Source organism: Xanthomonas sp. AC360 (assembly GCF_979258225.1).
In genome coordinates this window covers 1,965,731-1,989,965 of the sequence record NZ_OZ409846.1, presented here as the reverse complement: position 1 = coordinate 1,989,965, position 24,235 = coordinate 1,965,731, and the positions used below count along the sequence as shown (strand labels likewise).

Below are 24,235 nucleotides of genomic sequence, written 5' to 3'. Positions count from 1 at the left end.
CCGTCGGCCTCACCCAGTATGTCTTCTGGATAACTCGCGCAGGCGCTGCCAGCCGCCCCAGCGGCGTGCATTGGCGTTCGGCCACCAGTAAAGCGCTGCCGCACCGAGCGCCACGCACAGCGCCATTGCGCATCCAGCCAGCCAAGGCCACGCCCGGGCGCGCGAAGGCGCCGAGTCGGAGAGCTGTGTATCGCTTTCCGCCCCACCTGGCACCAACGTGACGCTGACGTTTTCGTAGGTCAGTCCTTCTACGCTGTGCATCACCAGCGTCTTGATGCTGGGCACCAGGCTGGTCAGATCGCTACCAATGCGAAACTTGATGAACACCGCAGCGCTGGAGGGCTTGACCGAGGCGGCCAGCGGGTCGTTATTGGGAAGCACGATCTCCACATCTGCCGCAATCACGCCATCAATATTCGACAAGGTCTGAGACAATTGCTGCGACACCCCGTAGATGAAGCGCACGCGTTCTTCGGTGGGTGTGGAGATTAGGCCATCCTTCTTGAACATCTCGCCGAGATTGGCGTGCCGCTCGCGCGGCATGCCGTGCGAGCGCAGCACCTGCAACGAATACGACAACTGATCGCGCGGCGTGTTGATCGCCCAGGTCTTGCCGTCATCAGGTGTGACCTTTTCTGCATCCACACCGGCAGTCAGCAGCACGGCGAGCATCTCGTTTGCGTCGTTCTCGGTCAGCCCGGAATAGAGCTGCTGGTCGCAGCCAGCTAGCAGCAGCGCGAGCAGCAACGCCGACAGATATCGAAACTTTCGCATGCTATTGGTTCTTGAACAGTGTCTGCACGGCGCTCTTGCCGGACTGTGCCACGCTGACGCTGACGTTGAGGTTGAAACCGACCATCGTCAGCTCATTGACCAACTTCATTTCCTCAGCCGCAATTTCCTCCATCCCCATGGTTGGCGCTTTGGCGCCGAAGGCATCGACATGCTCGGCCATTGCCCGCACTCCATCGTTCTGCACGTCGACCATCTGGCTAATGATGCTCGGCTCTCCCACGCGCTGCATGGCAGGCGGCAGCGGGCTTGAGGACTGCATCAATGCCTGAAAGCGTGCGATGAGGGTCTGGTTCGGCGCCGCCACCGGCGGCACCGCCTGCGTGGACAGGACTGTACTGGGCATGATCGGTACGACAGGAGGAATGAGCGTCATGACATGCTCCGCTGGCTGGCTGGCTGGGTGGATCTGGGTCAGGCGCGCAGATAGAGCGCGTTGGGAACGTCCATCGGCACAGCGGATTCGTCTGCCGGGTCGGGTTGCCCAGGAGTTGGGGTGTAGCGTCCTGACAGCGCCTTGACCAGGCCAACGGCATCGGCATCGGTGTCCTCTTCGATCAGCCCCTCTGCAACGCCGTGCCACGACTGGTCGCCCACCGCAAACAGACAGCAGGCGTACAAAGCCTTACACAATGGCTTGGAGCCGGCATCGGCCTCCAGCTCGCGCAGCAAGCGCGCGCCCTCAAGATAATTACCGCGTTTGATCGAAATCCACGCATCGAAGGTATCCAGCGCCTTCAACTCCGGCCGCAGCACCCGCACTGCAGCCAGTACCTCTGCGGCCTCTGCGATTTTTTCGTGGGTCAGTCCGACCGTGATCAGTTCGATAAGACCACTCACGACCTCACCGGGACATTCCAAATTTTCCATACCGTACCTCTTGATTGAATTGCTGTGGACAGCATGCGTGCACAACGCTACGCGTCCGTGGCGACCAGAACTTTTGAGAAGCGAACATCGGACTACCGTGACGAACAAACCTTGCCCACTTCGCCCACCCACGGATACGTTCGCCTCAAAAGCCGACTACCTGGCGACGACTCAGTCACAGTCGGTACGCAGCAACAGCGGCCGGAGATCGCCATGTCGGATGAGAAGACCGAGAAGCCGACCGAAAAGAAACTGCAGGATGCGCGTAGGGATGGGGAAATCCCGATCAGCCCGGACGTCACTGCCGCCGCAGTGCTGCTGGCCGCGCTGTTGGTGATGAAACTGGCAGGCAGCTATTTCGTCGACCACATGCGCGCATTGATGTTGATCGGTTTCGATTTCAACGCCAATACGCGCGATGCAACGGCCATGCACCGGGCGCTCGGTCGCATCAGTATCCAGGCCGTGTTGTTGACGCTGCCTTTCGTGGTCGCGTGCCTGGCCGCCGGATTGCTCGGCACCTTTCTGCAGACGGGTATGAATGCCTCGCTCAAACCGGTGGCGCCCAAGTTCGATTCGCTCAATCCCGTGAACGGCGTAAAAAAACTCTTTTCGTTACGAAGTCTTATTAACCTGCTCAAGCTCGGCGTCAAGGCCTTCTTGATCGGCGTGGTGCTTTGGTACGGCCTGCGTGCACTCATGCCGACCATCATCGGGTTGGCCTACCAGCCAACCGCTGACATCGCCCAGATCGGGTGGCGTGCGCTGGGCATTCTGTGCGCCTTGGCGGTACTGGTGTTCGTGCTGATAGGCGCGGCGGACTGGAGTGTGCAGCACTGGCTGTTCATTCGCGACAAACGCCAGAGCAAAGATGAGCAGAAGCGCGAACACAAGGAAAGCGAAGGCGACCCGGAACTGAAGGGAAAGCGCAAGGAAATCGCCAAGGAACTGGTCTTCGGCGACCCGCGCGAACGCGTCGCCAAGGCCAAGGTACTGGTAGTCAACCCGACTCATTACGCGGTCGCCCTGGCCTACGAACCGGACGGCTTCGGTCTGCCGCAAGTGGTTGCCAAAGGCGTGGACGACGGTGCGCTGGAACTGCGTGCCTATGCGCACAACCAGGGAATTCCGATCGTGGCGAACCCGCCGTTGGCGCGTGCGCTGCATCAGGTCGAACTGGGCGAGGCGGTCCCCGAATCGCTGTTCGAAACGGTGGCAGTGGTACTGCGCTGGGTTGATGAGCTGGGCCACGACAACGATGACGGCAGCGGTCCGCTGCACTGCTAGGAGATCGCATGCGCCTGACACGATATTTCGCATACACCGGTGAAGTGGCGATCGCCGCCTTGGTGGTGGCGGTCATCGGCCTGATGATCCTGCCGCTTCCCACCCCGCTGATCGATACGCTTTTAGGCATCAACATCACCCTGAGCGTGGTGTTGCTGATGGTCACGATGTATGTACCTGACTCGATCTCGCTGTCGTCGTTTCCCTCATTGCTGCTGTTCACTACGTTGCTGCGGCTGTCGTTGAACATCGCATCGACAAAATCGATCCTGCTGCATGCCGAGGCTGGTCACATCATCGAGAGCTTCGGCGAGCTTGTGGTCGGCGGCAACCTGGTGGTGGGCCTAGTGGTATTCCTGATCATCACCACGGTGCAGTTCATAGTGATCGCCAAAGGCTCCGAGCGCGTGGCCGAAGTCGGCGCGCGCTTCACCCTGGATGCCATGCCCGGCAAGCAGATGAGCATCGATGCTGACCTGCGCGGCGGCAATCTGACCGCAGACGAAGCACGTAGCAAACGCGCGCGGCTGGCCATCGAGAGCCAGCTGCACGGCGGCATGGATGGCGCCATGAAATTCGTCAAGGGCGACGCCATCGCTGGCCTTGTAATCACCATGGTGAACATCCTGGCCGGCATCGTGGTGGGCGTGACCTACCACGGCATGAGCCCAGGCGAGGCGGCCAACCGCTTTGCAATCCTGTCGGTCGGCGATGCGATGGTGTCGCAGATCGCCTCGCTGCTGATCTCGGTGGCGGCCGGCGTCATGATCACCCGCGTCGCCAACGAGAACGAGGCCAAGATCAGCTCACTCGGGCTCGACATCGGCCGCCAGCTCACCAGCAACGCCCGCGCCTTGATGGCGGCCAGCGTGTTGCTGGCCTGCTTTGCCTTTGTCCCGGGATTTCCGGCGGCGCTGTTCCTGCTGCTGGCGACGGCGGTGGGCGCAGGCGGCTATACAATCTGGCGCAAGCAACGTGATGTCAGCGGCACCGATCGGCCCACGCTGCCATCGACCAGCCGCAAGGGCGCGAAGGGCGATGCACCGCACATCCGCAAGAGCGCGCCGGATTTCGCCTCTCCCCTGTCGATGCGGCTATCACCGCAACTGGCTACACAGCTGGACCCGGCGCTGCTGGATCAGGCAATCGAGAGCGAGCGCCGGCAGCTGGTGGAACTGCTGGGCCTGCCGTTTCCGGGCATTGCGATATGGCAGAGCGAATCCCTGCAGGACCTGCAGTACGAAGTCTTGATTCACGACGTGCCGGAAACCCGTAGCACGTTGAGCGATACCGCTGACCTGCAGAAAGCGCTGGCCCAGCAGGCCATCGCGCCGCTGCATGCACGCGCGCATCTGTTCGTCGGCATCCAGGAGACCCAGTGGATGCTGGAACAGGTAAGCGCGGACTATCCCGGGCTGGTTGCAGAGGTCAACAAGGCCATGTCCGCCCAGCGCATCGCCGACGTGTTGCGGCGGCTGCTGGAAGAGCGCATCCCGGTGCGCAACATCAAGAGCATCCTGGAGAGCCTGGTGGTGTGGGGACCGAAGGAAAAGGATCTGCTGATGCTGACCGAGTATGTCCGCTGCGATCTTGGCCGCTATCTGGCGCACACCGCGACAGCAGGAACGGGACAACTGCCTGCGGTGATGCTCGACCACGCGGTGGAACAGTTGATCCGACAGTCGATTCGCGCAACACCGGCAGGCAATTTTCTGGCCCTTCCACCGGAGCAGGCCAATCAGCTGGTCGAGCAGGTGGAACGCATCGTCGAAGATCAGGCGCGACATCCACTGGCAGTGGTCGCATCGATGGACGTGCGGCGTTATGTGCGCCGCATGATCGAGGCCCGGTTGAACTGGCTGGAGGTGTATTCGTTCCAGGAACTGGGCGCAGAGGTGCAGCTGCAGCCGATCGGCAGAGTGGTGGCCTGATGCGCAAGCCACCGGTCCGCCACGTGCGCATTCTGCCGATTGCCGGCACACCGCTGCAGCCGCACGCAGCGGCAGCACCGGCGCGTGCGACGCAACGTGTCAACTTCATGCAACTGCGCCGACGCCTGAGCAGCGTGCTGCCCGGATTTCCGGACAGGGTATTGCCGGAGGATGGCGACGACGATCCGACGCTACCCGAGGTGGTGGATGGTGCCAGCGACGATCACGGCCCCACGCCGCTGCCAAGCGCAACGCCCTGCCAGGATGACGGCAATCGTCGACAGATCGCCCTAGGCGACCACGACAACGCATTGGGTCGGCAGATCGCCACCGAGTGGATCCGCACCCAACGCGCGCAGATAGCCATCCACCACATCGCGCTGCGCGTGGCCGAGTTTTGCAATGCCACACCGGTACGCGGTGTAGGTACCTGGGAGGCATGGCTGGAGATCAGCCACGACATCCTGCCGCAGACCACGCTGTTCTTGCGGCTTTCGCCAGACCAGCTATCGCTTCGCTTCGACAGCGGCTCGCCGCAGACGCGCACGGTACTTTTGAATGGAAGAAAACGTTTGGATAACGCCTTGAATGCTGCGCTCAGTGACACGCTTCAGATCAGCATCGAGGTCGTCTAGCGCTGCACAGGCAGTAGAACACCCATATCGAGGGAACCCGCTTTGTTAACCAAGCCGAGCCCGATGCCAACGGCACGCGACTTGTCGCAAGCGCTGACCCACGTGCCCGCCCCGCGCGCGCAGCTTGGTAGAATGCTGTGCGACTCGCGTACCGCGCGGCATTGCGGCTTCACCACGCAACGCCGCGGCATCAGGTCCGCGGAGGCGGCGCGCTTACAGCTGCAGTTCGATAATGGCAGCCTGGAATTGCGGATCGCTGCACGCGACGGCCTGGCGCTGCTGTTGAACGAAGCCGAAGAGGCCCTGCGCGCCGCGATCGCCGGTGTGCTGTTGAGCGATGAGCTGCACGCCTTCGCAGCGCTCGGACTGGGTACTGCCGAGGTCGTCGCCTTCGAGCGCTGTGCGCAGGTAGCCGATTGTTTCGAGATCGGTATCGCGCTGGGCGGCATCGATGCGATCGCGCAGACCGCCAGCCCGCTCTTGCTTGCCGCGCTGCAAACCGCGACCGCTGCGCTGGCGACACCATCGCCACTGCCAGCCTGGCTGAGCGCACTACGGCTTAGCACGCGCCTGCGCATCGGCCAACGCACGGTAACGGCGACGCTGCTGCAATCGCTGCGCCCAGGCGATGTGCTGCTACATGCGCTTGCCCCGGCTCCCGTCCGCAGCGGCGAGCTGCTTTGGGGCATGCCGGGAGGTACGGTGATGCGCGCCCCGGTACGCCTGAACCTGCAACAGATGATTCTGGAGACCGCCCCCACCATGCAGAACGATACGCCCGAGTCCGATGCCTCCTCGTCCACCATCGATGTGGCGGCGCTGGAACTGCCCGTCCAACTGGAAGTAGATCAACTTGCGCTCTCCCTGTCGGTTCTGTCGGGCTTGCAGCCCGGCCAGATCCTCGAACTGTCGGTGCCGGCGGATCAGGCAGACATCCGTCTGGTCATCTACGGCCAGACTATCGGCATCGGCAGGCTGCTGGCGGTGGGCGAACATCTCGGCGTGCAGATTCTCAGCATGTCGGAGGCTGCGCATGCAGACACCTGATGTCGGCTCGCTGCTGCTGGTGGTCATCATGCTGGGGCTACTGCCTTTCGCAGCGATGGTGGTCACCTCCTACACCAAGATCGTGGTCGTGCTCGGCTTGCTGCGCAATGCCATCGGTGTGCAGCAGGTGCCGCCGAACATGGTCCTCAATGGCGTTGCGTTGCTGGTGTCGTGCTTTGTGATGGCGCCAGTGGGCATGGAGGCGTTTAAGGCCGCGCAGAACTACGGTCCCGGTGCCGACAACAGCCGCGTGGTGGTACTGCTGGACGCCTGCCGAGAGCCGTTTCGACAGTTCCTGCTTAAGCACACGCGCGAGCGCGAGAAGGCTTTTTTTATTCACTCGGCGCAGCAGATCTGGCCCAAAGACAAAGCCGATACGCTCAAGCCGGACGATCTTCTCGTACTGGCACCGGCATTCACGCTTAGCGAGCTGACCGAGGCGTTCCGCATCGGATTTCTGCTGTATTTGGTCTTCATCGTGATCGATCTGGTGGTGGCCAATGCGTTGATGGCAATGGGTCTTTCGCAGGTGACGCCGACCAACGTGGCCATTCCGTTCAAGCTGCTGCTGTTCGTGGCGCTGGATGGCTGGTCCATGCTGATCCACGGCCTGGTCTTGAGTTATCGGTGACGCCATGGACCATGACGATCTGGTGCGATTCACCTCCGAAGCCTTGTTGCTGTGTCTCAAGGTGTCGTTGCCGGTGGTCGGCGTCGCCGCGCTGGCCGGGCTGCTAATCGCTTTCATCCAGGCAGTGATGTCGCTGCAGGATGCGTCGATTTCGTTCGCGCTCAAGCTGGTGGTGGTGGTGGTCGCCATTGCGGTCACCGCGCCGTGGGGTGCTTCGGCGATCATGCAGTTCGGTCAGGCGCTGATGCAGGCGGCCTTTCCATGATCCGGCGCATTTCGCCAAGCGCTGTGCCTTCATCGCTGCCGAGCGCGCCCGGCGCATCGCACCACCACGCCGATGCGCCGCAGGCTGGCGTGCAGCCGCCAGCGGACACGGCACATCATGTCCCCCGTCTGCGCCCCGCTCCGCCGCGCAAGCGGCGACGCGGCATGCGCTCGCTGGATGGCATGGACGAGGAACTCGACGCCACCGCACTGGAAGAAGCCGAAGCGGCACGCGTCTCGGCGCTACGACGCCGGGTCAGCATCGCAGTCGCTCAGCCACAGGGCCAGGTGCAACGTCGGGATGATCAGCACGGCGAGGGCAGCAACGCGCAAGACGGCGATCCGCATGCAGGGAGATGGCAAAGCGCTTCGCCGGTGCACTTGGACGAGAGTGTGCGTGCGCGTGTCGACGGCATTCTCGACCGCTACGCGACGACACGCGCCGCCGATCCGACGGTCAGAAGACGCGCGCTTGCCGTTGCGCTTGTCGAACTGCGCGCGATCGGCATTGCACATCCTACCGCAGCAAAGTTGACGACCATGGTCTGGAGGTTGATGCGCGAGCATCTGCGCTCCGGCACCGCGAGCACCTCTGCGGAAAACGTGCAGGCGTTACGCAAGCTTCTGGTGGAGCTGGTGCCGGCGCAACCGGAGCCATCGCCAGCGATGCGCAATTTCCATTTACTGCTTCCGCTGGTGCTTCTCAACGCGGAAAAACCACGTAAACGCCTTGATCGTGCCGGAGCCATCACACGTTTGAACGCACTGCTGATTGAGCACCAGGAGCGGACCGCTCAGGAGATTCGCGCATGACCATGCAACTTCGCGTGCTGACGGGAGTCCATGCCGGCGCACGATTAGATTTGCAGCCAGGCAGCTATACGTTAGGCGCCGAGCACCAAGCCGAAATTCGGATCGAAGACTGGCCTGGCAATTCGCTCATCATCGAGGTGGATGCAGATGATCAAGCTCGTTATCGCAGCGACGCATTGCCAACGACAGCATTTGTTGCGCTGCATCCAGTGCGTTTTGGTGCGCTGGTGCTGTGCATCGGCGACGTTGCGACCGATTGGCCGGACGATGTCGCGCTGCTGGAGCGCTTGCTGGCCCCAGCCGCCTCGCCTGAAACGCCTTCGCCCCGCAAGTCCAGGCGCGCGGCAATGCGCGCAGTGGTTGGCGCCATGCTAGCGCTGGCCGCCGCAGCGCCGTTGCTTTCCCTGCTGCCGGCATTTCTCTCCGATGCCGCTCCCCCGCGCAGCCAGGACAACCAGCTCAACCAGGTCCGATCCGTGCTGAAGCAGCTGGGTCTGCACGAAGCCCGCGTGGAGCAGGTAGGACCGCACGTACGCGTCGAGGGCCTGGTGCCGAGCAGTGCGGATTTGGCACGCATGCGCGCACAGCTGCATCGGTATCAACATGCGGTCAGGGTCGATGTGGTGGTGGTAGATGAGGTGCTGGCAACCTTGCGCGACACCTTGGCTGATCGGGACCTGAACGTGCGTTACGACGGCAATGGCGTGTTTTCCATCGCAGGCAACAGCGACAACGCGGAGCGTGCAATTCGGCGGATTGCCGACCTACGTAGCGATCTGGGCCCGGAGATCCGCAAGCTGCACGTGGACATCACCCAGCAGGACCCTTCGGTAAAACCACCCTCGAACTACGACGCCGCCCTGTTGGTCGAAGGCCTGCATTATGTTGAGACACCAGACGGTACAAAGCACCTAACTTCCCTGCCGCAGCAGGCGGCGCAATGAGAACCGCCCCATGTTCGATGCCATGACCGACACAGTCACCCGGGATATGAGCAAGCTCCTGCAGACCAAGGTATTGGATGTCTCCGGTGAGCGACTAAGCAACATCGAGGCAGCGCTGCACACGACAGTGCAACAACTCCGTGTGCACTGGTCCGCAGCGAGCGATCAGGCTGCGCGCAACGATTTCACCGTCTTGCACGACGGCATCAACGCAGCGCGCGACATCGTAGCGCATGTTGCAGGCATGCCTTGACCATCGATTTCCCTGGTCACCTCGACCAGGAAAAATGCGCCATCAGGCGCTCATGTTAACCTTCACTGCTAAGGAGTCTTGGTATGCCAAACCCAATTTTTTCACAAATTGGCTCATTTCAATCGCGATTCGGCCAGGGCATGGACGGCTTTACAGGCGGCGTTTCAAATGGGATATCCGGTGCCGCTGCAACGCATGGTGCAAGTGGACAGATTGATTCGCTGCTCGGTGACCTCACCTCCTCCGATGAGGGTCAAAAGCGCATGAATAACAAGATCACCATGCTCAAGAACGACTTGGATTTTAACGTTGCGCTCAATAAGTTCATCGGCAAGGCCGGCGACAACGCTAAGAGTCTGGTCGGCCAGTAACAGCTCTTGACATGACGCAGGGCTAGTCAATAGCCCTGCGCATGTTGCACGGCAGATGAGTAGCACCCGATTCGAAGTGATCGTCCAGCAGATGTGCGAGGCACTGGACCTGCCGAATGTGCAGGCGGTGCTCAGCACACGCGTGCTGTGGGTGGATGGGTTTGAAGTCTATCTGCACATGCCCGCGGCCCAGGCCGACGATGCAGCACAGCAAGTGCCGGAAGAAGAAGCGTTGTACCTGCGCATCTCCTACGGCCTTGCTCCTGCGGGACGGACCTTGACGGTCTTCCGGCTATTGCTGGAAGCCAATTTATCGGTGTACGCGCAGGACCAGGCGCAACTCGGATTGAACGACTTCGGCGTGATTGTTCTGGTGGTACGCGTTCCCCTGGAGGACGACGTCGATGGCGCATGGATCTGCGATCTGCTCGCACACTATGCCGAACATGGCCGGTATTGGAACAACAACATCTTCATTGCGCATGACGAAATGTTCGAAGGAATCGCAACGGGAAATTATTTGTGGCTACGCGCGTAAGCTGCACGGCCTTGCATCCATACCGATGGCTTCAGCGACAACATTCACGAGTGAGCATGCCGTCACAACCCTGCGCGTCGGCTGTGTCTCAGAGCCTCAACGAGGCACGCTGCCTGGGCCGTCTTCCCACCCGCATGACTCAATCCGCACCATCTTGCACAGGGACACTCGCAAATGAATTTCGCCATACCTTCTCACGCCACTTCGAGCTTGCAGCCGTCCTCCTTTTCCCTTTCGCAGCAGCAGGCCTTGACCGCAGTGATCATGAGCATGCTTGCGTACTGCATGCAACGTATGCTCAAGGACATGCTGCAGCCACAGCATCAGCCATTCAGTGACAGTCAGCCGCCGACAAAACCTAATCCGACTCCACCGCTACCGGCCTTGAAGCCGATCGGTTCGACCAATGCCGGCGGACAGCAGGGCAGCGGTACTGGCGACGGCAGCGGTGGCAATCGCGGCAGCAACGGCAGCAACGGAAATACCCACGGCAAGGGAGCCGGTAATGGCCTATCGCCCACCAAGCCCAGTCAACCGGCGAGGCACTGCCCCAACGGCTCCCAGGAGCCACTTCCTCCCGGCAAGGTCGTCACTGCACCACCCGGCGTGCAGAACAAAACCATCGTGGTGCATAAGGGCGAGGTGTTCGACGGCAAGGGTCAGACGTACATCGGCGGCCCCTGTCTGGGCAAAGGCAATCAGGACGAGCATCAGCAACCGCTGTTCGTGGTCGAGGACGGCGGCAGCATCTGCAACGTCAACATGACGGGCGGCGGCGATGGCGTGCATTTCATGGGCAGCGGCAAAATGGTCAATTGCGTCAACGAAGATGTCAGCGAGGATGCGGTAACCATTGATGGCCAAGGCAACCGTGAGCATGATGCGCGTATTGCTGGTTGCAGCCCGGAGGTCAGCGGCCGGCCGAAGGTCGAGATCATCAATTGCACGTTCAAGAACGCCGCAGACAAGGTCGTGCAGGACAACGGCGCTGCCGACGTGGTGATGTCGGGCGACATCGTCGTGGGTGCCGGCAAGGTCTTCCGCACCAACGGTGGGCATTCCGACATCAATACGAACCTTCGGGTCGAGAATTGCCAGTTCGATCAGGTCAAGGAAGCGGTGTTCCGTACAGACGCACCCGGCGCGACGGTACGGCTGGAAAACCTGACGACCGATGCGCCTGACGAGGTGATTGCCCCAAGCGCTTCCCAGGCCAGCGGCGCGACACGCATTGGTCACAAGGCCTACAGCGGCTGATCACAGCCTGCAGCGGCGCTACGCGTCGATCCTGCCAGGCAAATGCATAGCGTTACCGCATCTGCCTGGCATCGGAGTTGGGTGGTGTCGAGATGGCCGTATATCGATGTATCCACTATTGATGCCCTGCACCTGGCGTGCCGGTTCACGCACGCGAGCAGGATGTGGGGGTTCCTGATACGCGCCCTGTCTGGTTAATGGCAACGGGGCATAACTGCATGCCCATATGTGAGGTCATGAGCGTGACCCGTATGCGCCCTTCCACCGTGACAGTCGGGCTGCTTGTTAGCAGGCACGACGCATGCGCGTACGCCGTCGCCGCACATATAGGGCTGTCACCAACTGCATCAATTGTGAGGCCCGCGACCGAGTCAGAAGCGTGTGACCGAGCGACGCGCGGATCGCCGTACGCGAAGGCCGCAGCGCCTGGTGCTGCTGCAGATTAATCGCCTGGAGCAGGACACCGGCCAGCATGTCAGATGTGCACCGCGCCTACCCGACGGTGCCAACCGAATCCGCAAACTCCAACGGGCGCTGGGCACCTGGGATGCGCGGCGATGCAACAACATCGCCAGTTCCCGCTAGCACATGGCGCGCATCAGGGCCTACAACAAGCGACAGACATAACCGTAGCTACATCTGTCGTTGCGGCATGGCGCGCGCGATTGGATCAACTGCAGCATCGAATGCTCACGGCCGGCCATTTTCCCACTGGCGCAGTTTCTCGCTCTCGTGCAATGCGTCCCTGAGCGTCGTCAACTCGGTTTCCAGTGTCACGGTCAGGTCGTTGCGTGGCACTCCGCTGAACATCGCCGCCTGCCCGACGTGCAGCGCACCGCGCACCGTGTCGATGGTCGCAATCGAGAGGGACTGCGTGCCGATCTCCGCGCGCAATGTCTCCAGGGCTTCGCGCAACCTCCTTGCGTGCGGCCCCGCCGCTGCAGGCACAAGCCACTCCCCCTCTTCCAGGGCGCGCACGATCTGCGCCGGTCTCGGCGCCGAAAACAGCGCGATCGCCTCGTGGATGGGCTCGGCCAGCGCCTGAAGCGTGCGTTCGATGGTGCGTTGATGATTGGCTGCGGTGACGGCACGCTCCTGATCCAGTCGCGCCGCCTGGGTGGTGTTGGCGCCGTTCTTGGCCTTCAGCGCATTCCAGACCGTATCGTTGAACAGGGTCTGCACCGCCTGTTGCACGACCGTGGCGGTGGAATTGGCGGCCTCGCCCGCAACGCTGCCGTTTTCATTGCCCCCGCGCAACGACGCAGCGATCAAGCGGCCGGGCCCGAGCGAGGCGAAATTGGCCAGCACATTGCTGAGCATGTGACGGCCCAGCATATCGCGTAGCGCATTAGTGATCGCGTTGGTGGTGCTCAAGGCCTGCCTGGCCAACGCCAGGCCTTCTTTGCCGGTCTCCAGCAGATAGTTGGGGGGAAACGCACAGCGTCGGACCATTGCGCCGGCCGACGCGTCTTGTCCGGCAATGCCAGCGAAAACAGATTCAGGCGCTGCTGTCCGCCAAGCAGGTCGGGCACGCGCATCTGGCCGGTGCGCGCCACCGCCTTGCCGGCTTCGAGCATCGCCTTCTGCACGACCCCGGCCCCGCCAATGGCGAGCGCGCTCAACCCCAGTTGGCCGGCCGGCGTGCGCGTGCCCGGGTCGTCGGAGGTTCGCCGCGCCGCGTTGAATCCCGCATTGATCGTCGGCTTGAGCAACAAGGTGTCCAGGGACTTGTCGTCCAACGTCGATTGCCACTGGGTGATTCCCTGGCGGAGGTCGTAGGTCTGCGCCTTGAGCTCGGCAAGCGTGGGCGCGTTGCCCTCATCCGGGCGCGTGAAACACTTGCCTTCGGCGGTGATTTCCAGCAAGACCGGCGGCGGATCGGGCACCAGGATCTTGGGGTCGATGGCCTGGAACCGCGGCAAGTTGGCAACGCGGGCGCGAACTGTCGTAGGCGGCGCCCGCGGCAAGACCGAACGGGGTCCGCATCGAGCCGATGACGAAGGCCCTTAGACACTCGTAGGCGATCGGCCACGCTGCCTTTGCGCCTGCCGTCTTCATATCGCCAACGATCTGGTATCCGGTATCCGGCCCGAACGCGGTGATGCGTTCATCCACGCGCGCGTCCGCCCATTCCAGATAGGCGGTTTGCAGTGCCTCCTGCTCCTCCGACGGCGCTGCAAATGGCAGTTTGTCCAGGCGTGCATGGATCTGCACCTTCAAGTCAGCAGCTGTCGATGCGCTGCGCTGCGCATATGTCGCTGCGACGGCAGGCGCGTCCGACACATCGCTGAGCGAGGACCCGGGGCTTAGCGGCGGAGTGTAAAACACGGCATCCGCCAGCTCGGAAGAATGCGAGGACTCCGAGCGATGGGATGCGCCATGCGAGGACTCGGCATGACTTGCGTCGGTCGTCGCTCGACGTGGAAACGCTGCGCGACGACCGCGCAACATCGGGCCCGGAGAGCATAAGCCCGCGAGCGGCCCGGTTGGAGGCCGCGTCTGCGGTGCTGCAGCGGCCTCCTCGGCCTGCGTTGGGTGTGTGGGGGCAGGCGACGTTGCGCGGCTGCCGGAAGAGGTCCCGATGGTGAGCTTCATGAGGCCACCTCCGCCGGGCTACCGGCCTGCGTCACCAGCGCGTCCAGGACCACACGGGCGACCACTTGCCCGCGCTCCAGCGCGGTGGCCACGGCATCGGGCGTGCGCTCGAGCAACAGCGGACAGACACAGAGCAGACCAAGATCCGAGAGCGTGAGCCGCCATCCGTAATGCGTCAGTAACTGCTCCTGCAGCGCCAGCAGCGTCACCACCTCATCGCCGCCGAGCTCGCGTGCGGCCAGTGGCAGGATCACTTCCGGAAAGGCCGTCATGTCGCCCTGCTGCATCTGCGTGTGGACACGGCACAGCATGCCCGCAGGGCCAAGGATCGTGTCGCCTTGCCCGAGTCGCTTTGCAAGCTCGTCGGGCAACCCAAGACGGACCGCCAGGCTGGTGAAAAATGCGTCGTTCGCTGTGTGGGGATTTCCTGATTCCAACGTCATCTGGGTCTCTTCGGGGAAAAATGCGATGAGTTGCCAATGCACCAGTTCGGTAGGACGCAGTGTCTGGATCGGGATGCACAGCCGAGCAAGCCGCTGCGAATCACTCGCGCCGCAGACGAAGTTGAAATCCTGGAAATTGCGCAACCGCGACCTGCGTCATACGCCTCGCACCTGCACGCAAATGGCAGTTCGTTGGTCCGAAAGGCGCGGCGAAATAGCTGGGTCGCCAATGATCTGCGGCGGCGCAGGCAAGCGCCGCTGAGCAAGCCTGCTATTCGAAATGGTCCGTCATACGCGGAACCATTCCATACGCCTACAAATTTTACTTTGGATAGCCACCTAAGCCACGGAACAAGTCCCGTACTGCTTACTTCATTGATCAAGCACGGTGCCGCCGTATCTGTTCTCCTGCATACACGTCTCAGTGCTGTGGGACGACTATCGTTTCACACACATGGAGCTTTACCAGCACATGTGGAACTCGGCCCCTAGCGCGGCGGCAGCCTGTTCATGATGACCGACACGCTCTGGATGCTGCTGATCCTTCCTGTAACAACAAGTTCGGCTGTTCTTCAACAACCAGAATGCCACCGAGCATCACGTCAACTCTTACGTGCGTAACGCAATGCAATCCGAGTAGTTATTCTTGACCTACAGTCCGAAGCTGTAGCGGATGCGACACATCAGACATCACACATCTCCCCTCCCTAGCGATTACTCGACATCAGCAGACCAATCAGGGATGCATGCGCAACTCGGCGTGTGCCTGGCCCGCTGAAAGTTTCTTGCGCGCGTGTGCGCTGCATGTTGGTTTAGAGTGCCGATTCTGGATTGAGGGCCGCCAGTGATGTCCAAGGAATCGAGGGAATACCTAAAACATCAATGAGTAGGTGCAAAGATGGCTGTTCTTGAAAGAAATCCCTGCCGACCCTCAGTTGGGTTGAAACCCTAGCTGTAACGTTGAAGGGCCTATGTCGATGCGCCTTGAAAGCGACCATCCAGCTGCTCGACGCCGGCAGGGCTTCTCACCTTAATCATAATCTCTTGCATCGCGTTTCTGCACGCTGCTATCTCCTGCGTCAGTTTTTCCTGCCTAACGGGGTCGGGCTGAATTTTTTGCTGCTCCTTGTCAAGCCTGCTCTGTGCCAGCTGTATCCTTTTGTATAGCAGGTGCGTTTCCGCCTTGGCGTTGAAGCTGTCAGCTGTGTGAAATTGCACTTCGAACTCATATCCCTCGGCATCCTTGAAACGGGCATTAATCCCCTTGTAGGTGCCGTCTACTTCGCCAAAATAATTTTTTAGCTTCACGCAAGTCATCCCTTGCCAATGCAGCGCATCATTTGCCGCTAGCGCCTTCGCAACGAAATCTTCAGAAGGCAACTGGAGCACGTAGCGCAGAGCATCGCCCACGCTCTGATTCGCCTGTGCCTCCGTCATGCCGGCTCGCACGTGGCGCCGAATCTTGTCCTTGATCGATGCCACCGATTTTTGGAACTGCGCGTGCTGCACCCGCTCGATCTGGTCGTCCGTGGATCGGTAGCGAACGTTTCCCCAGAGCTGCGCGCCCAGACCGCTGGCCAGTACGTGGAGCACGGGCGTGATCGACTCTTGCTTGCTTGCAGCGAGGTCGAACAAGATTTGTGCGGGCGATGTGGTTGCACCGAATTGCGTTGGCTCCATATGCACGGGTGAGCGCATCACAGGGGTCGGCTGCAGCGCGACTTGGCCCGTTGCGGGAGGTGTCATCCTGCCAAGAGGTTGCCAGCGTGACAGGGCCTCTTGCCGGACGATGCTCGCCGACGCCTGCCCTGGATTTTGCGGCGTCTTTGCGGGTGCTTGAAGTTTGGAATCGACAGCCGGGGCAATACATGCCAAGGCCGGAATGTTCTCCTCCTCCCAATCGTCGATTTCATCGCAGCCGGGCGGCGTAGCGATGAGACCGAATGCCTCCCGCGCAGGCGCCATCAGTTTATCCTGATCGCTCAAAGGAGCGCCCTCGAGCTTCAGGGTATATCCGCTCTTGTATGCATCGTGGAATCTCTCCTTGAGCGCGAACGTATCTTCCGTATGGAACTGAATCTCCCATAGCGCATCGTTGGCACCGCGCAACGTGACGTTGACCGCCTTGAATGTCTGCCGGCGCTTGGTGAAAAAATTGGTCAGCTTCACGCGCGCATGACCTTGGTCGTCCAGCGCGGCCAGCACGCTGCGCAGGCCGCTACTGAAGTTCTTTGGGTCAAGTACCACGCTGTAACGCAGTGCGTCATTCACACCAGCCGCCGCTTGCTCCAGGGTCTTGCGCTTCAAAGCTACCTGCTGCTCAAGCTTTTCCACCAACGAGCCGAGCGATTTCAGTTGATGGTGCCTTCCTGCCAGTCGCCCATCATGGGTCTGGACCACGCTTTCAAGCATGTCGGTGACCACTGGTTCCATCTCGCGGGCGCGGGTCAGCAGCGCTTGGGCGTTACGCGTGATGTCCTCGGGCCGTACCGCGCGCAATCGCTCGGCCGGCGGCGGTGGCGGATCGATCAGGCGCGCCTGTTGCAGCAAGCGCAGCGCATCCTGCATGACGCCCGCAGCCATCGTCGGCATGCGCTGCAAGAGTGCAGTGGTCTGCTCGGCGTCGAAGCTGCCGTCGTGCATCGCCCGGGCGGTTGTCTTGCTGTAAGGCACGATGCGTACCCGCTCAGCGAAGGCCCGTTCGGATCGTTCACAGGACTCGACGATTTTGGCGAACAACGCAGTACCCGTGTCAGATTTAAGCGCATCGGTCCCCACCTTGATGGCGATGGTGAAAAGGTTGCGCATGCTCAGCTCTGGCTCCCCAGGGATGAGCCCCGGTTGTCCCTTCGGAAACTGCGCGCGTGATAGTCGGCACACCGGGTAGTTGTCGAGGATGGCGTGGATGCGTGCCTCGGCATCAGGCGCGGCAGCGTAGGCCTCGGCAAGCTGCGGGAACGCTTCGGCCAGCCCATCGGGCAGGTGCGGCGCGTCTGTGGAGGCGGCCGAAGCCGGCTCCAGCCCGAGCAGCTGCGCGTACAGCATTTCTGCAGCTTCACGCGCTTCGGGCATATGGGCGCGCTCGATGGCTTCATGCGCCTGGGCGCGTAGCCCCTCCAACATCTGAGGATCTCTGTGCTCGCCTTCGAGCACCTGACGCAAGCCATTGCGTAGATCGCGCTCGATGCCATCGTAGGTGCCGAACATCATGCTGCGCGCCATCGCCTCGCGCAGCTCGTCGGGTTGCGCCATGAAGCGCGCCGCCAGGGTGCTGGCCGCGCCCATGATCTTGCCGCCACGCTGCAGCGACATGATCTCGGACAACCGACCGGCCTGGTAGTGACCACTCTCGGGATCGATGCCCGGCGTGGCCGTCTTCGGTGGTTTGAAGGACTGCGGCTGGCCGCGTCTTTCCTCGCGATCGGCCATCTCGCGCGAGATCAGCGCCGCCAGCTTGGGATAGCCCGCGTACACAAATGCATCGTCCCCGTCGGTATCCATGTTGCGCTTGCGCAACTCCGCGATCGGCAACGCACCCAGGCGCCCCGGCTCCACGATGTCCTTGAGCCGCAGGCTGCCGGTGCTTAGCATGTCGCGCGGCACGGCGCTGCGGTCGCGGCCGGATGTCCAGCTCGACAGCGTCTTCAGGTCCTCCTTCGAGCAAACCAAGTCCGTGTTTGCGAAATCGGCCGGCCAGCTCTTCTCCGGCACCACGATGAGCATGCCCTTGCTGTGCAGCATCTGCTCATCGTCGTCCGACGTATCGTCGAACCCGGTGTAGCTGTACTGAATGCCGAAGGACTGCGAAAGGAACTCGGCGGTGGCGTCGCCCTTTGCCACGGTCGCGACTTGCTCCTCAGGCACCGGCAGCAGATTCTCCTTGTCGTAGGGTGGCTTGCCGATCAGCAACGGACCGCCTGCAGTGTCAAACGCCTGACTGCGCTCCCGCGGCAGATGCACCTTATCGTCGGCGGAGGGCACCGCCCTGACTCTCTGGCCCTGGTAGCCGCCGCTGGTGGCCAGCTCGAACAGCACGAGTTTGTTCAAGGCCGGCGGCAGCGCCTTAAGCCGGCGCTGCATCGCCTCGTGCGCCTCCTGCAACGCCATCTGGTCGCGAGGGAAGTGCTGCAATGCCTGCGGTGCCAGTCGCGTGGGTCCCTTGTCCTGGCCAAGAAGGTCACGCTGTTCTTGGGTGGCCTGACCAGACTGCACAGCTTCCCAGGCAGATAAATACTGACGGAAGGCTGGAATGCGCTTGGCTACCTCCAGCTTCAGAAAGCCGCAGCCATCATTGGGGCACAGCGCCAGAGGCCGGCCGTCCGGCGCCAGTGGCTTGAACGGGTGTTCTGGACCGCTGACATCATTGAAAAATCCTATCCTCAGCGTCCCCTCAACCACGTGATCGCTCGGTACCATCTCCAGCAGCGAGCGCTGCATACGCGACCAGTCCTCGCGCTGTGGAGCGAGCTTGGCGATGAGCTTCATCAGGCTACTGCCCGGAACAGTGTCGGCATAGCGGATCGCCGGCAGCATCGACGACGCTCCAGAGGTGCCGGACAACAGATGGACTGCGCGGGTCATGTTGCCGCGCGTGGCGCGGCTGCCGCCAAACATATCGAAGCGCCAGGGCTCGCCCTGGTAGGTAAGCGTGCGCGCGAGCATGAACGTTGAAATCGATCCAGGCAGTTGGACCTCTACCAGCGGCTGGCCCGTCAGACGCGCGAACAGCGAATACGGTTTGTTCGTCTCGGCTGCGTTGGTCGACACTTCCTTGCCACGCAGATCGACAACGATATGGGTCGTGCTGCCGATGCCGGACGCCGGCGCGCGGGGCTGGCCGGGTTCCGAACACATGCTCAGGCGCCCGGCGCCTAGGCCGAAGTTGCTGGGTGGATGCGCCTGAGCGATCTTTGGCGCTTCCTTCGCCAGGCGCCGGTCCAGCGCGTCGAACAGCTGGTCACCGGCCTCGATCTGCGCGATCAGGTTCCAGCTCATCTCGCCTAAGTCCGCCTCGATGGCATCGCGCGTGCGCTCGAGCGTCTGGTCAACCCATTCCGCCAGTTGGTTGCGGCGCTGCTGCAGTTCCTTGCGCGGTCCTTCGAGGTGCCTTGGCTTCCATTGCCGGCTCACTACCGCATAGGCCTTGAGTACCTGGAAGAACGTCAACGCCGGGCAGCGCGTGGCGTGATGTTCTGTTTCGGCCGATGCACGTGAGCCACCCGATGCGAGGTATAAGTCGATCTTGCGCTCCAAAATCGGCTGCAACGCGTTGAACACCCCAAGGGCGCGACTCCGATGGCGAGACATCAGCTCCGGACTGCGGATCAGCGGCAGCAGACCCATGCACAGGCTGCCTAGCCCCTCGAGATTCGTCTCGCGTAATCCATCGTCGCGCACGAGCGCTGCGATCCGCTCAAGTCCCGGTTGCGCCAAGGGGCGCATCTGGCGATGAAGTTGCGCCGACGAAAAGGCCTTGAAGACCTGGCCGATCTCTGAGACGGAGGCAGACGCGAATCGCTCGCGGTGCAGTTCCAGATGCCCCGCCAGTGCCTGCAATTTGGCACGCCCCAGTGCCTCAAGTTCTTCCTCGTCCACCCGCAACAGGCGTGACATCGCATTGCTAACCAAGGCCACCCCGCGCATCCCGAACTGCTGCCATGGCAGCTCGGTCGAGCCTGGGCGCTCGGCCAGCAGCAACAACGCCTGTCGACAGACCGCTCCTCCGAGCAATTTGCTGAGCGCGTTGAGCGACAACGCGACTCCTTGAGGGTCGAGAGCGTTGCACAGAACGCCATCATCCACGAGTCGCTTGGCCAAAGCGCTGGCGGCCGTCTCGCAGACCTCTGCTTTGGGCCATTTGCTCAGTGCGTTTAGAGCGTTGGCCAACTCTTGCGGTTCGAGGGCGTTGCGCAAAACGCGATCATCCACAAGCCGCTTGGCCAGAGCGCTGGCTGCCACCTGGCAGACCTCCATTTCGGCCCATTTGCTCAGTGCGTTTAGCGCGTTGGCCACGCCCTGCGGTTTGAGCGCTCTACGCAAACGGCTACCGTCAGCGAGCAGCTCGGCCAGAGCGCTGGCGGCCGCTTGGCCGACCTGCGTGTCAGGCCATTTGCTGACTGCGTTGAGCACGGTAGCGACTCCCTGTTCGTTCATCGCCAACCGCAAGTCGCTTTCCTGCGCCACACGTGCCATTAGCATGGCTGCGGCCGCCTCGCAGTCGGGACGCTCGGGCCATTTGGAAAGGGCATTGAGCGTCAAGGCGAGCCACTGTGCATCCAGCTGCCCCTGCAGCCGGAGGTCCTTGGCCAGACGTGAGGCCAGCGCGCCAGCAGCAGCATTGCAATTCTGCTGGTCGGGCCATTTGCTCAGGGCGTTAAGTGCGTTGGTCACTCCTTGAGATTCCAAGGCGTTACGCAAATCGGGATCCTCGGCCAGCCGCGCAGCCAGAGCGCTGGCGGCATCCCTACAGGCACGCGTTTTCGGCCATTTACTCAGCGCATTCAGCGCGCTGGCAACTTGTTGAGAGTTGAGCCGGTCGCGCAAACCAGAATCTTCATCGTCAGCCAGCCGCTCGGCCAACGCGCCAGCAGCCGCCCGGCAGACCTCAAAGTCGGGCCATTTGCTCAGGGCGTTCAGCGCATTGGCCACGCCTTGCGGCTCCAGTGCCCTGCACAAATCGGGATCATCGGCCAGCCGAGCAGCCAGCGCACTGGCAGCATCGGTGTCGGGCCACTTGCTCAGTGCGTTCAGCGCGTTGGACACGGCCTGCGGGTCGAGCCCGTCGCGCACACCGGGTTCGTCGGCCAGCAACCGCGCCAAAGCGCTGGCGGCTTTCTCGCAGACCTCGGCGTCGGGCCATTTGCTCAACGCATTCAGCGCAATTGCGACGTGTTGAGAGTTGAGTTGGCTGCGCAAACCACCATCACCGGCCAGCCGCTTGGCCAGCATCCAGGCACCTCGCTGGCAGAATTTCGCTTTCGGCCATTTGCTCAAGGCATTCAACGCGTGGATCAGTTCTTGAGGATTAAAGCTGTCGCACAAACTGTGACCATCGGATAGCCGCTCGGCCAGAGCTTCGGCGCCCGCCTCGCAGAAGTTGGCTTTCGGCCATTTACTCAACGCGTTCAACACGTTGGACACACCTTGCGGCTCAAACGCGTTGCACAAATCAGGAGCTTTGGATAGTCGCGAGGCTAGAGCGCTGGCAATCTCCTCGCAGATCTTCTTTTCTGGCCATTTGCTCAGTGCATTTAGCGTGTTGGCTACGCTTTGAGCGTCCATCTCGTGGAGTAAATCGGGATGCTCGGCAAGCCGAAGTGCCAGAACGCTGGCAGCCTGCTCGCAGACCGCCACATTGGGCCATTTGCTCAGTGCGTTCAGCGTACTCGCAAGCTGCGTCTCAGTTAACGCATTGCGTAAGTGACTGCTGCTGGCAAGTCGCTCGGCGAGCGAGTGTGCCATGGTCCGGCAGTCCTGATTATCGAACCACTTGCTAAACGCATTGAGTGCCAGGCTGATGCCCAGAGGGGTTAGGTAATGCTGGTCTTGGCTATCATGCAGACGACGAGCCACGCGAGCCACGGCGCGCTCACACCTACGGCTGTCAGTGTTTTTGGCAAAAGCATTCAGAAGCAGAGCATAAGATTTCCCATCGAGCCGCAACGTTCCCTTTGCCCGCTCCAGCTGTCCTGCGATCCACGCGATCGCCTCCATGCACGAGGGAAGGTTAAGGTGCTTGTTCAGCTTGTTGCCCACATGAGCTAGCTCCCTAAGCGATGCACCATCGAACCACCCAGTCTTGTAGAGATACTGCGCAGCGAGGTCTGTGCAACGATTCAGATCCTCTCGCCTCACGCTTCCGACCCGGCTTGCATTGGCAATCATCAGAAGATAAGTGCTGAGCCACCCCGTGTTGTCGTTCGCCTCGGCGCACCCATCCAGGAAGGGCAGGGCCAGCTTGCAATCGATGCGATGCGCCAGTTCATTGCGCTGTGCCATTGGCAGGCATAGATCAGCGCTATGCGACCGAGCTCTCCGCCTGAGATCATCCAATTGTTGCCGTTGCAGTTTCCGCTCTTGACGCAGCCATTGCTGTGCTACCGGGCTGAGGTTTCGTTCGGCCCGCTGAAGATCTTCTACATTCAATTCCAAACCACGAGTTTTCCCGTGCGCATGCCTTGGCCGCTGTAGCGGCCGATACGGCTCTTGCCCTTCTCGCGTCCGCTTGCTTCCTCGGTTGGCACCTGGTTCGGCCACGCCAATATCTTCTGTCGTCTGCCCCGACCCAAATGTTGGTTTCTGTGGCATACGACGCGATGACGTGCTGGCGTAGGCAGGCGCCCTGTCCATACGCGACTCGGGCACCCTACTGCGTCGGTCGGCGGCATCATCGCGCCGACGCAAATGGCTGGCCGTCTGTTGCTGGAAGTGCCTGTTCAATTCGCCGCTACCGGCAGCATTTTGCAAATTCACCGACAACGGCTCTTTGCGTTGCGGCGCCATCACAGGTTCGTCCTGTTCTACCCTTCGCCGTTTGGCCGGCTGCCTTCCAAGCCGCTGCTCACTGGCGCTGGAACTTGTTGCAGCCTGCTCCCTGGCTGGCCTGGGCTGATCCTCTTGAGAGAGAGACCAATTTGTGCTCGATGAGTTTTGAGTGATGTCAGAGGTTTTCATGACGGCAATTTATTTCGAATTACCTGCCATCATCCTGCTCGCTGCGAAGTCTTGATATTGTTTGCGATGCAGTCGTTGCAGCTCGCCAATCTGATCGCAATCAGCAGCTTATTGCATACCGCCAATAATTTAGAGAGCATTATCTTTATGCAGTGAACTTTTTACTCATCATCCGTTGCCATACAGAACATGGATGTGCCGTCGGACAAGGACTGAGAACAAATGCACGCAGCGGATTGGTAAAACGAGTCGATTTTCATTGCCATCAGGCTGGATAACTTCGCCCCTTTTCAATTTCCACTTCTCGTCAGATTCTCGGCTTGTGAAAGTCGACTACTGCAACTTATCATGTGATCATTCTATAAAGTTGCACTGCAATTCCCGGCACTCACAGGAGCACTCTACAAACGGATACCAACCATGGACTTACCCTGCCCCAGCGCTTGGCGAAGCTTGATTTCACGCGTGCCCTTGATCTGCCTCAGCTTCGATGGCTTTCGTTAGTCAGGTAGAAATCGGCACGGGAATGACCGTGGACACGACGATTATCGGAGCGCCGAGATCGACAAAGAACGCGGACAAGGCCTGCTATCCGCAGAGCCGCAAGAGCCGCAAGATCCAGCAGTGGCACTTCGGAATGAAGCTGCACATCGGCGTTATTAGCCGGACCGGGCTGGCGCATAGAGCCGCGATGACGACGTCGAACGCGCACGACAAGCACGTGCTGCAAGACCTGCTGCAAGGGACGAGTGACGGGTGAACGGGAATAGCAGCTATGCCAGCTAGAAGGCCCTGCTTCGGAGATACGCTCTGCATGCCCAGGGACTTCACGAACAAGTAGGAGCGCAAGCGCGACAAGTTGGATGACGTAGACGAAACAGGAACCGCACC

Annotated in this window: 18 protein-coding genes and 1 pseudogene; 13 read left to right on the top strand and 6 right to left on the bottom strand. The window is 61.3% G+C overall.

Translation table 11 applies throughout. The features are described 5' to 3' along the window. Positions 1-9 precede the first annotated feature (9 nt). The 3 genes from sctJ to ACZZ0O_RS08470 are packed head-to-tail and all read right to left on the bottom strand — an operon-like array spanning position 10 to position 1,662. Positions 10-774, bottom strand: a complete 765-nt coding sequence (gene sctJ, locus ACZZ0O_RS08480) for a type III secretion system inner membrane ring lipoprotein SctJ (RefSeq protein ID WP_463590530.1) — start codon at positions 772-774, stop codon at positions 10-12. Position 775: 1 nt separating this feature from the next. Beyond that, positions 776-1,168 (bottom strand): type III secretion protein HrpB2, encoded by a 393-nt coding sequence (locus ACZZ0O_RS08475; RefSeq protein ID WP_463590529.1) that lies wholly within the window; start codon positions 1,166-1,168, stop codon positions 776-778. A 38-nt stretch (positions 1,169-1,206) separates the two neighbouring features. Continuing rightward, entirely contained in the window at positions 1,207-1,662 is a 456-nt protein-coding gene (locus ACZZ0O_RS08470) for an HrpB1 family type III secretion system apparatus protein (protein WP_463590528.1), read from the bottom strand. Between the two features lie 213 nt (positions 1,663-1,875). Here ACZZ0O_RS08470 and sctU point away from each other — a divergent pair, with 213 nt between their 5' ends. The 12 genes from sctU to ACZZ0O_RS08410 all read left to right on the top strand — a co-directional run bounded on the left by sctU (position 1,876) and on the right by ACZZ0O_RS08410 (position 11,633). Further along, positions 1,876-2,949, top strand: coding sequence for a type III secretion system export apparatus subunit SctU (gene sctU / locus ACZZ0O_RS08465; RefSeq protein WP_463592421.1), 1,074 nt, complete (start codon positions 1,876-1,878; stop codon positions 2,947-2,949). 8 nt (positions 2,950-2,957) lie between these two features. Then, positions 2,958-4,880 carry an FHIPEP family type III secretion protein gene (locus ACZZ0O_RS08460; protein WP_463590527.1) on the top strand — a complete coding sequence of 641 codons (1,923 nt, stop codon included), beginning with the start codon at positions 2,958-2,960 and terminating at the stop codon, positions 4,878-4,880. Further along, the gene (gene sctP, locus ACZZ0O_RS08455) at positions 4,880-5,515 is read left to right on the top strand and encodes a type III secretion system protein SctP (protein WP_463590526.1); all 636 of its coding nucleotides are present in this window, start codon (positions 4,880-4,882) and stop codon (positions 5,513-5,515) included. The genes ACZZ0O_RS08460 and sctP overlap by 1 nt, the downstream gene beginning before the upstream one ends. A gap of 93 nt (positions 5,516-5,608) precedes the next feature. Then, positions 5,609-6,562, top strand: a complete 954-nt coding sequence (sctQ, locus tag ACZZ0O_RS08450) for a type III secretion system cytoplasmic ring protein SctQ (RefSeq protein ID WP_463592420.1) — start codon at positions 5,609-5,611, stop codon at positions 6,560-6,562. Beyond that, positions 6,549-7,193 (top strand): type III secretion system export apparatus subunit SctR, encoded by a 645-nt coding sequence (gene sctR / locus ACZZ0O_RS08445; protein ID WP_463590525.1) that lies wholly within the window; start codon positions 6,549-6,551, stop codon positions 7,191-7,193. The genes sctQ and sctR overlap by 14 nt, the downstream gene beginning before the upstream one ends. 4 nt (positions 7,194-7,197) lie before the next feature. Beyond that, the gene (gene sctS, locus ACZZ0O_RS08440; protein ID WP_463590524.1) at positions 7,198-7,458 is read left to right on the top strand and encodes a type III secretion system export apparatus subunit SctS; all 261 of its coding nucleotides are present in this window, start codon (positions 7,198-7,200) and stop codon (positions 7,456-7,458) included. Continuing rightward, positions 7,455-8,270, top strand: a complete 816-nt coding sequence (locus ACZZ0O_RS08435; RefSeq protein ID WP_463592419.1) for a 4-hydroxyphenylacetate catabolism regulator HpaA — start codon at positions 7,455-7,457, stop codon at positions 8,268-8,270. Before sctS ends, ACZZ0O_RS08435 begins: the two co-directional genes overlap by 4 nt. Continuing rightward, positions 8,267-9,214 (top strand): HrpD5 family protein, encoded by a 948-nt coding sequence (gene hrpD5 / locus ACZZ0O_RS08430; protein ID WP_463590523.1) that lies wholly within the window; start codon positions 8,267-8,269, stop codon positions 9,212-9,214. The genes ACZZ0O_RS08435 and hrpD5 overlap by 4 nt, the downstream gene beginning before the upstream one ends. A 10-nt stretch (positions 9,215-9,224) precedes the next feature. Continuing rightward, positions 9,225-9,467, top strand: coding sequence for an Hrp regulator HrpD6 (gene hrpD6, locus ACZZ0O_RS08425; protein ID WP_463590522.1), 243 nt, complete (start codon positions 9,225-9,227; stop codon positions 9,465-9,467). Positions 9,468-9,550: 83 nt separating this feature from the next. Then, complete coding sequence (gene hrpE, locus ACZZ0O_RS08420) at positions 9,551-9,838, top strand: HrpE family protein (protein ID WP_463590521.1); 288 nt, start codon at positions 9,551-9,553, stop codon at positions 9,836-9,838. Between the two features lie 55 nt (positions 9,839-9,893). After that, positions 9,894-10,376, top strand: coding sequence for a CesT family type III secretion system chaperone (locus ACZZ0O_RS08415; protein ID WP_463590520.1), 483 nt, complete (start codon positions 9,894-9,896; stop codon positions 10,374-10,376). Positions 10,377-10,550: 174 nt separating this feature from the next. Further along, on the top strand, positions 10,551-11,633 hold the full coding sequence (locus tag ACZZ0O_RS08410) for a pectate lyase (RefSeq protein ID WP_463590519.1): 1,083 nt from the start codon (positions 10,551-10,553) through the stop codon (positions 11,631-11,633). Positions 11,634-12,323: 690 nt separating this feature from the next. On the opposite strand, the pseudogene xopF reads toward ACZZ0O_RS08410, so the two are convergent. The 3 genes and pseudogenes from xopF to xopAD all read right to left on the bottom strand — a co-directional run bounded on the left by xopF (position 12,324) and on the right by xopAD (position 23,344). Then, positions 12,324-14,228: pseudogene (xopF, locus tag ACZZ0O_RS08405) on the bottom strand (XopF/Hpa4 family type III secretion system effector). Further along, a complete protein-coding gene (gene hap3, locus ACZZ0O_RS08400; protein ID WP_463592418.1) occupies positions 14,225-14,671 on the bottom strand; it encodes an Hpa3 family type III secretion system protein in 447 nt (148 codons plus the stop codon). Before hap3 ends, xopF begins: the two are co-directional and overlap by 4 nt. A 969-nt stretch (positions 14,672-15,640) precedes the next feature. Then, positions 15,641-23,344 carry a XopAD/skwp family type III secretion system effector gene (xopAD, locus tag ACZZ0O_RS08395; RefSeq protein WP_463590518.1) on the bottom strand — a complete coding sequence of 2,568 codons (7,704 nt, stop codon included), beginning with the start codon at positions 23,342-23,344 and terminating at the stop codon, positions 15,641-15,643. A gap of 526 nt (positions 23,345-23,870) precedes the next feature. Between xopAD and ACZZ0O_RS08390 the strand changes: the two genes are divergently transcribed. Next, a complete protein-coding gene (locus tag ACZZ0O_RS08390; RefSeq protein ID WP_463590517.1) occupies positions 23,871-24,104 on the top strand; it encodes a transposase in 234 nt (77 codons plus the stop codon). Positions 24,105-24,235 lie beyond the last annotated feature (131 nt).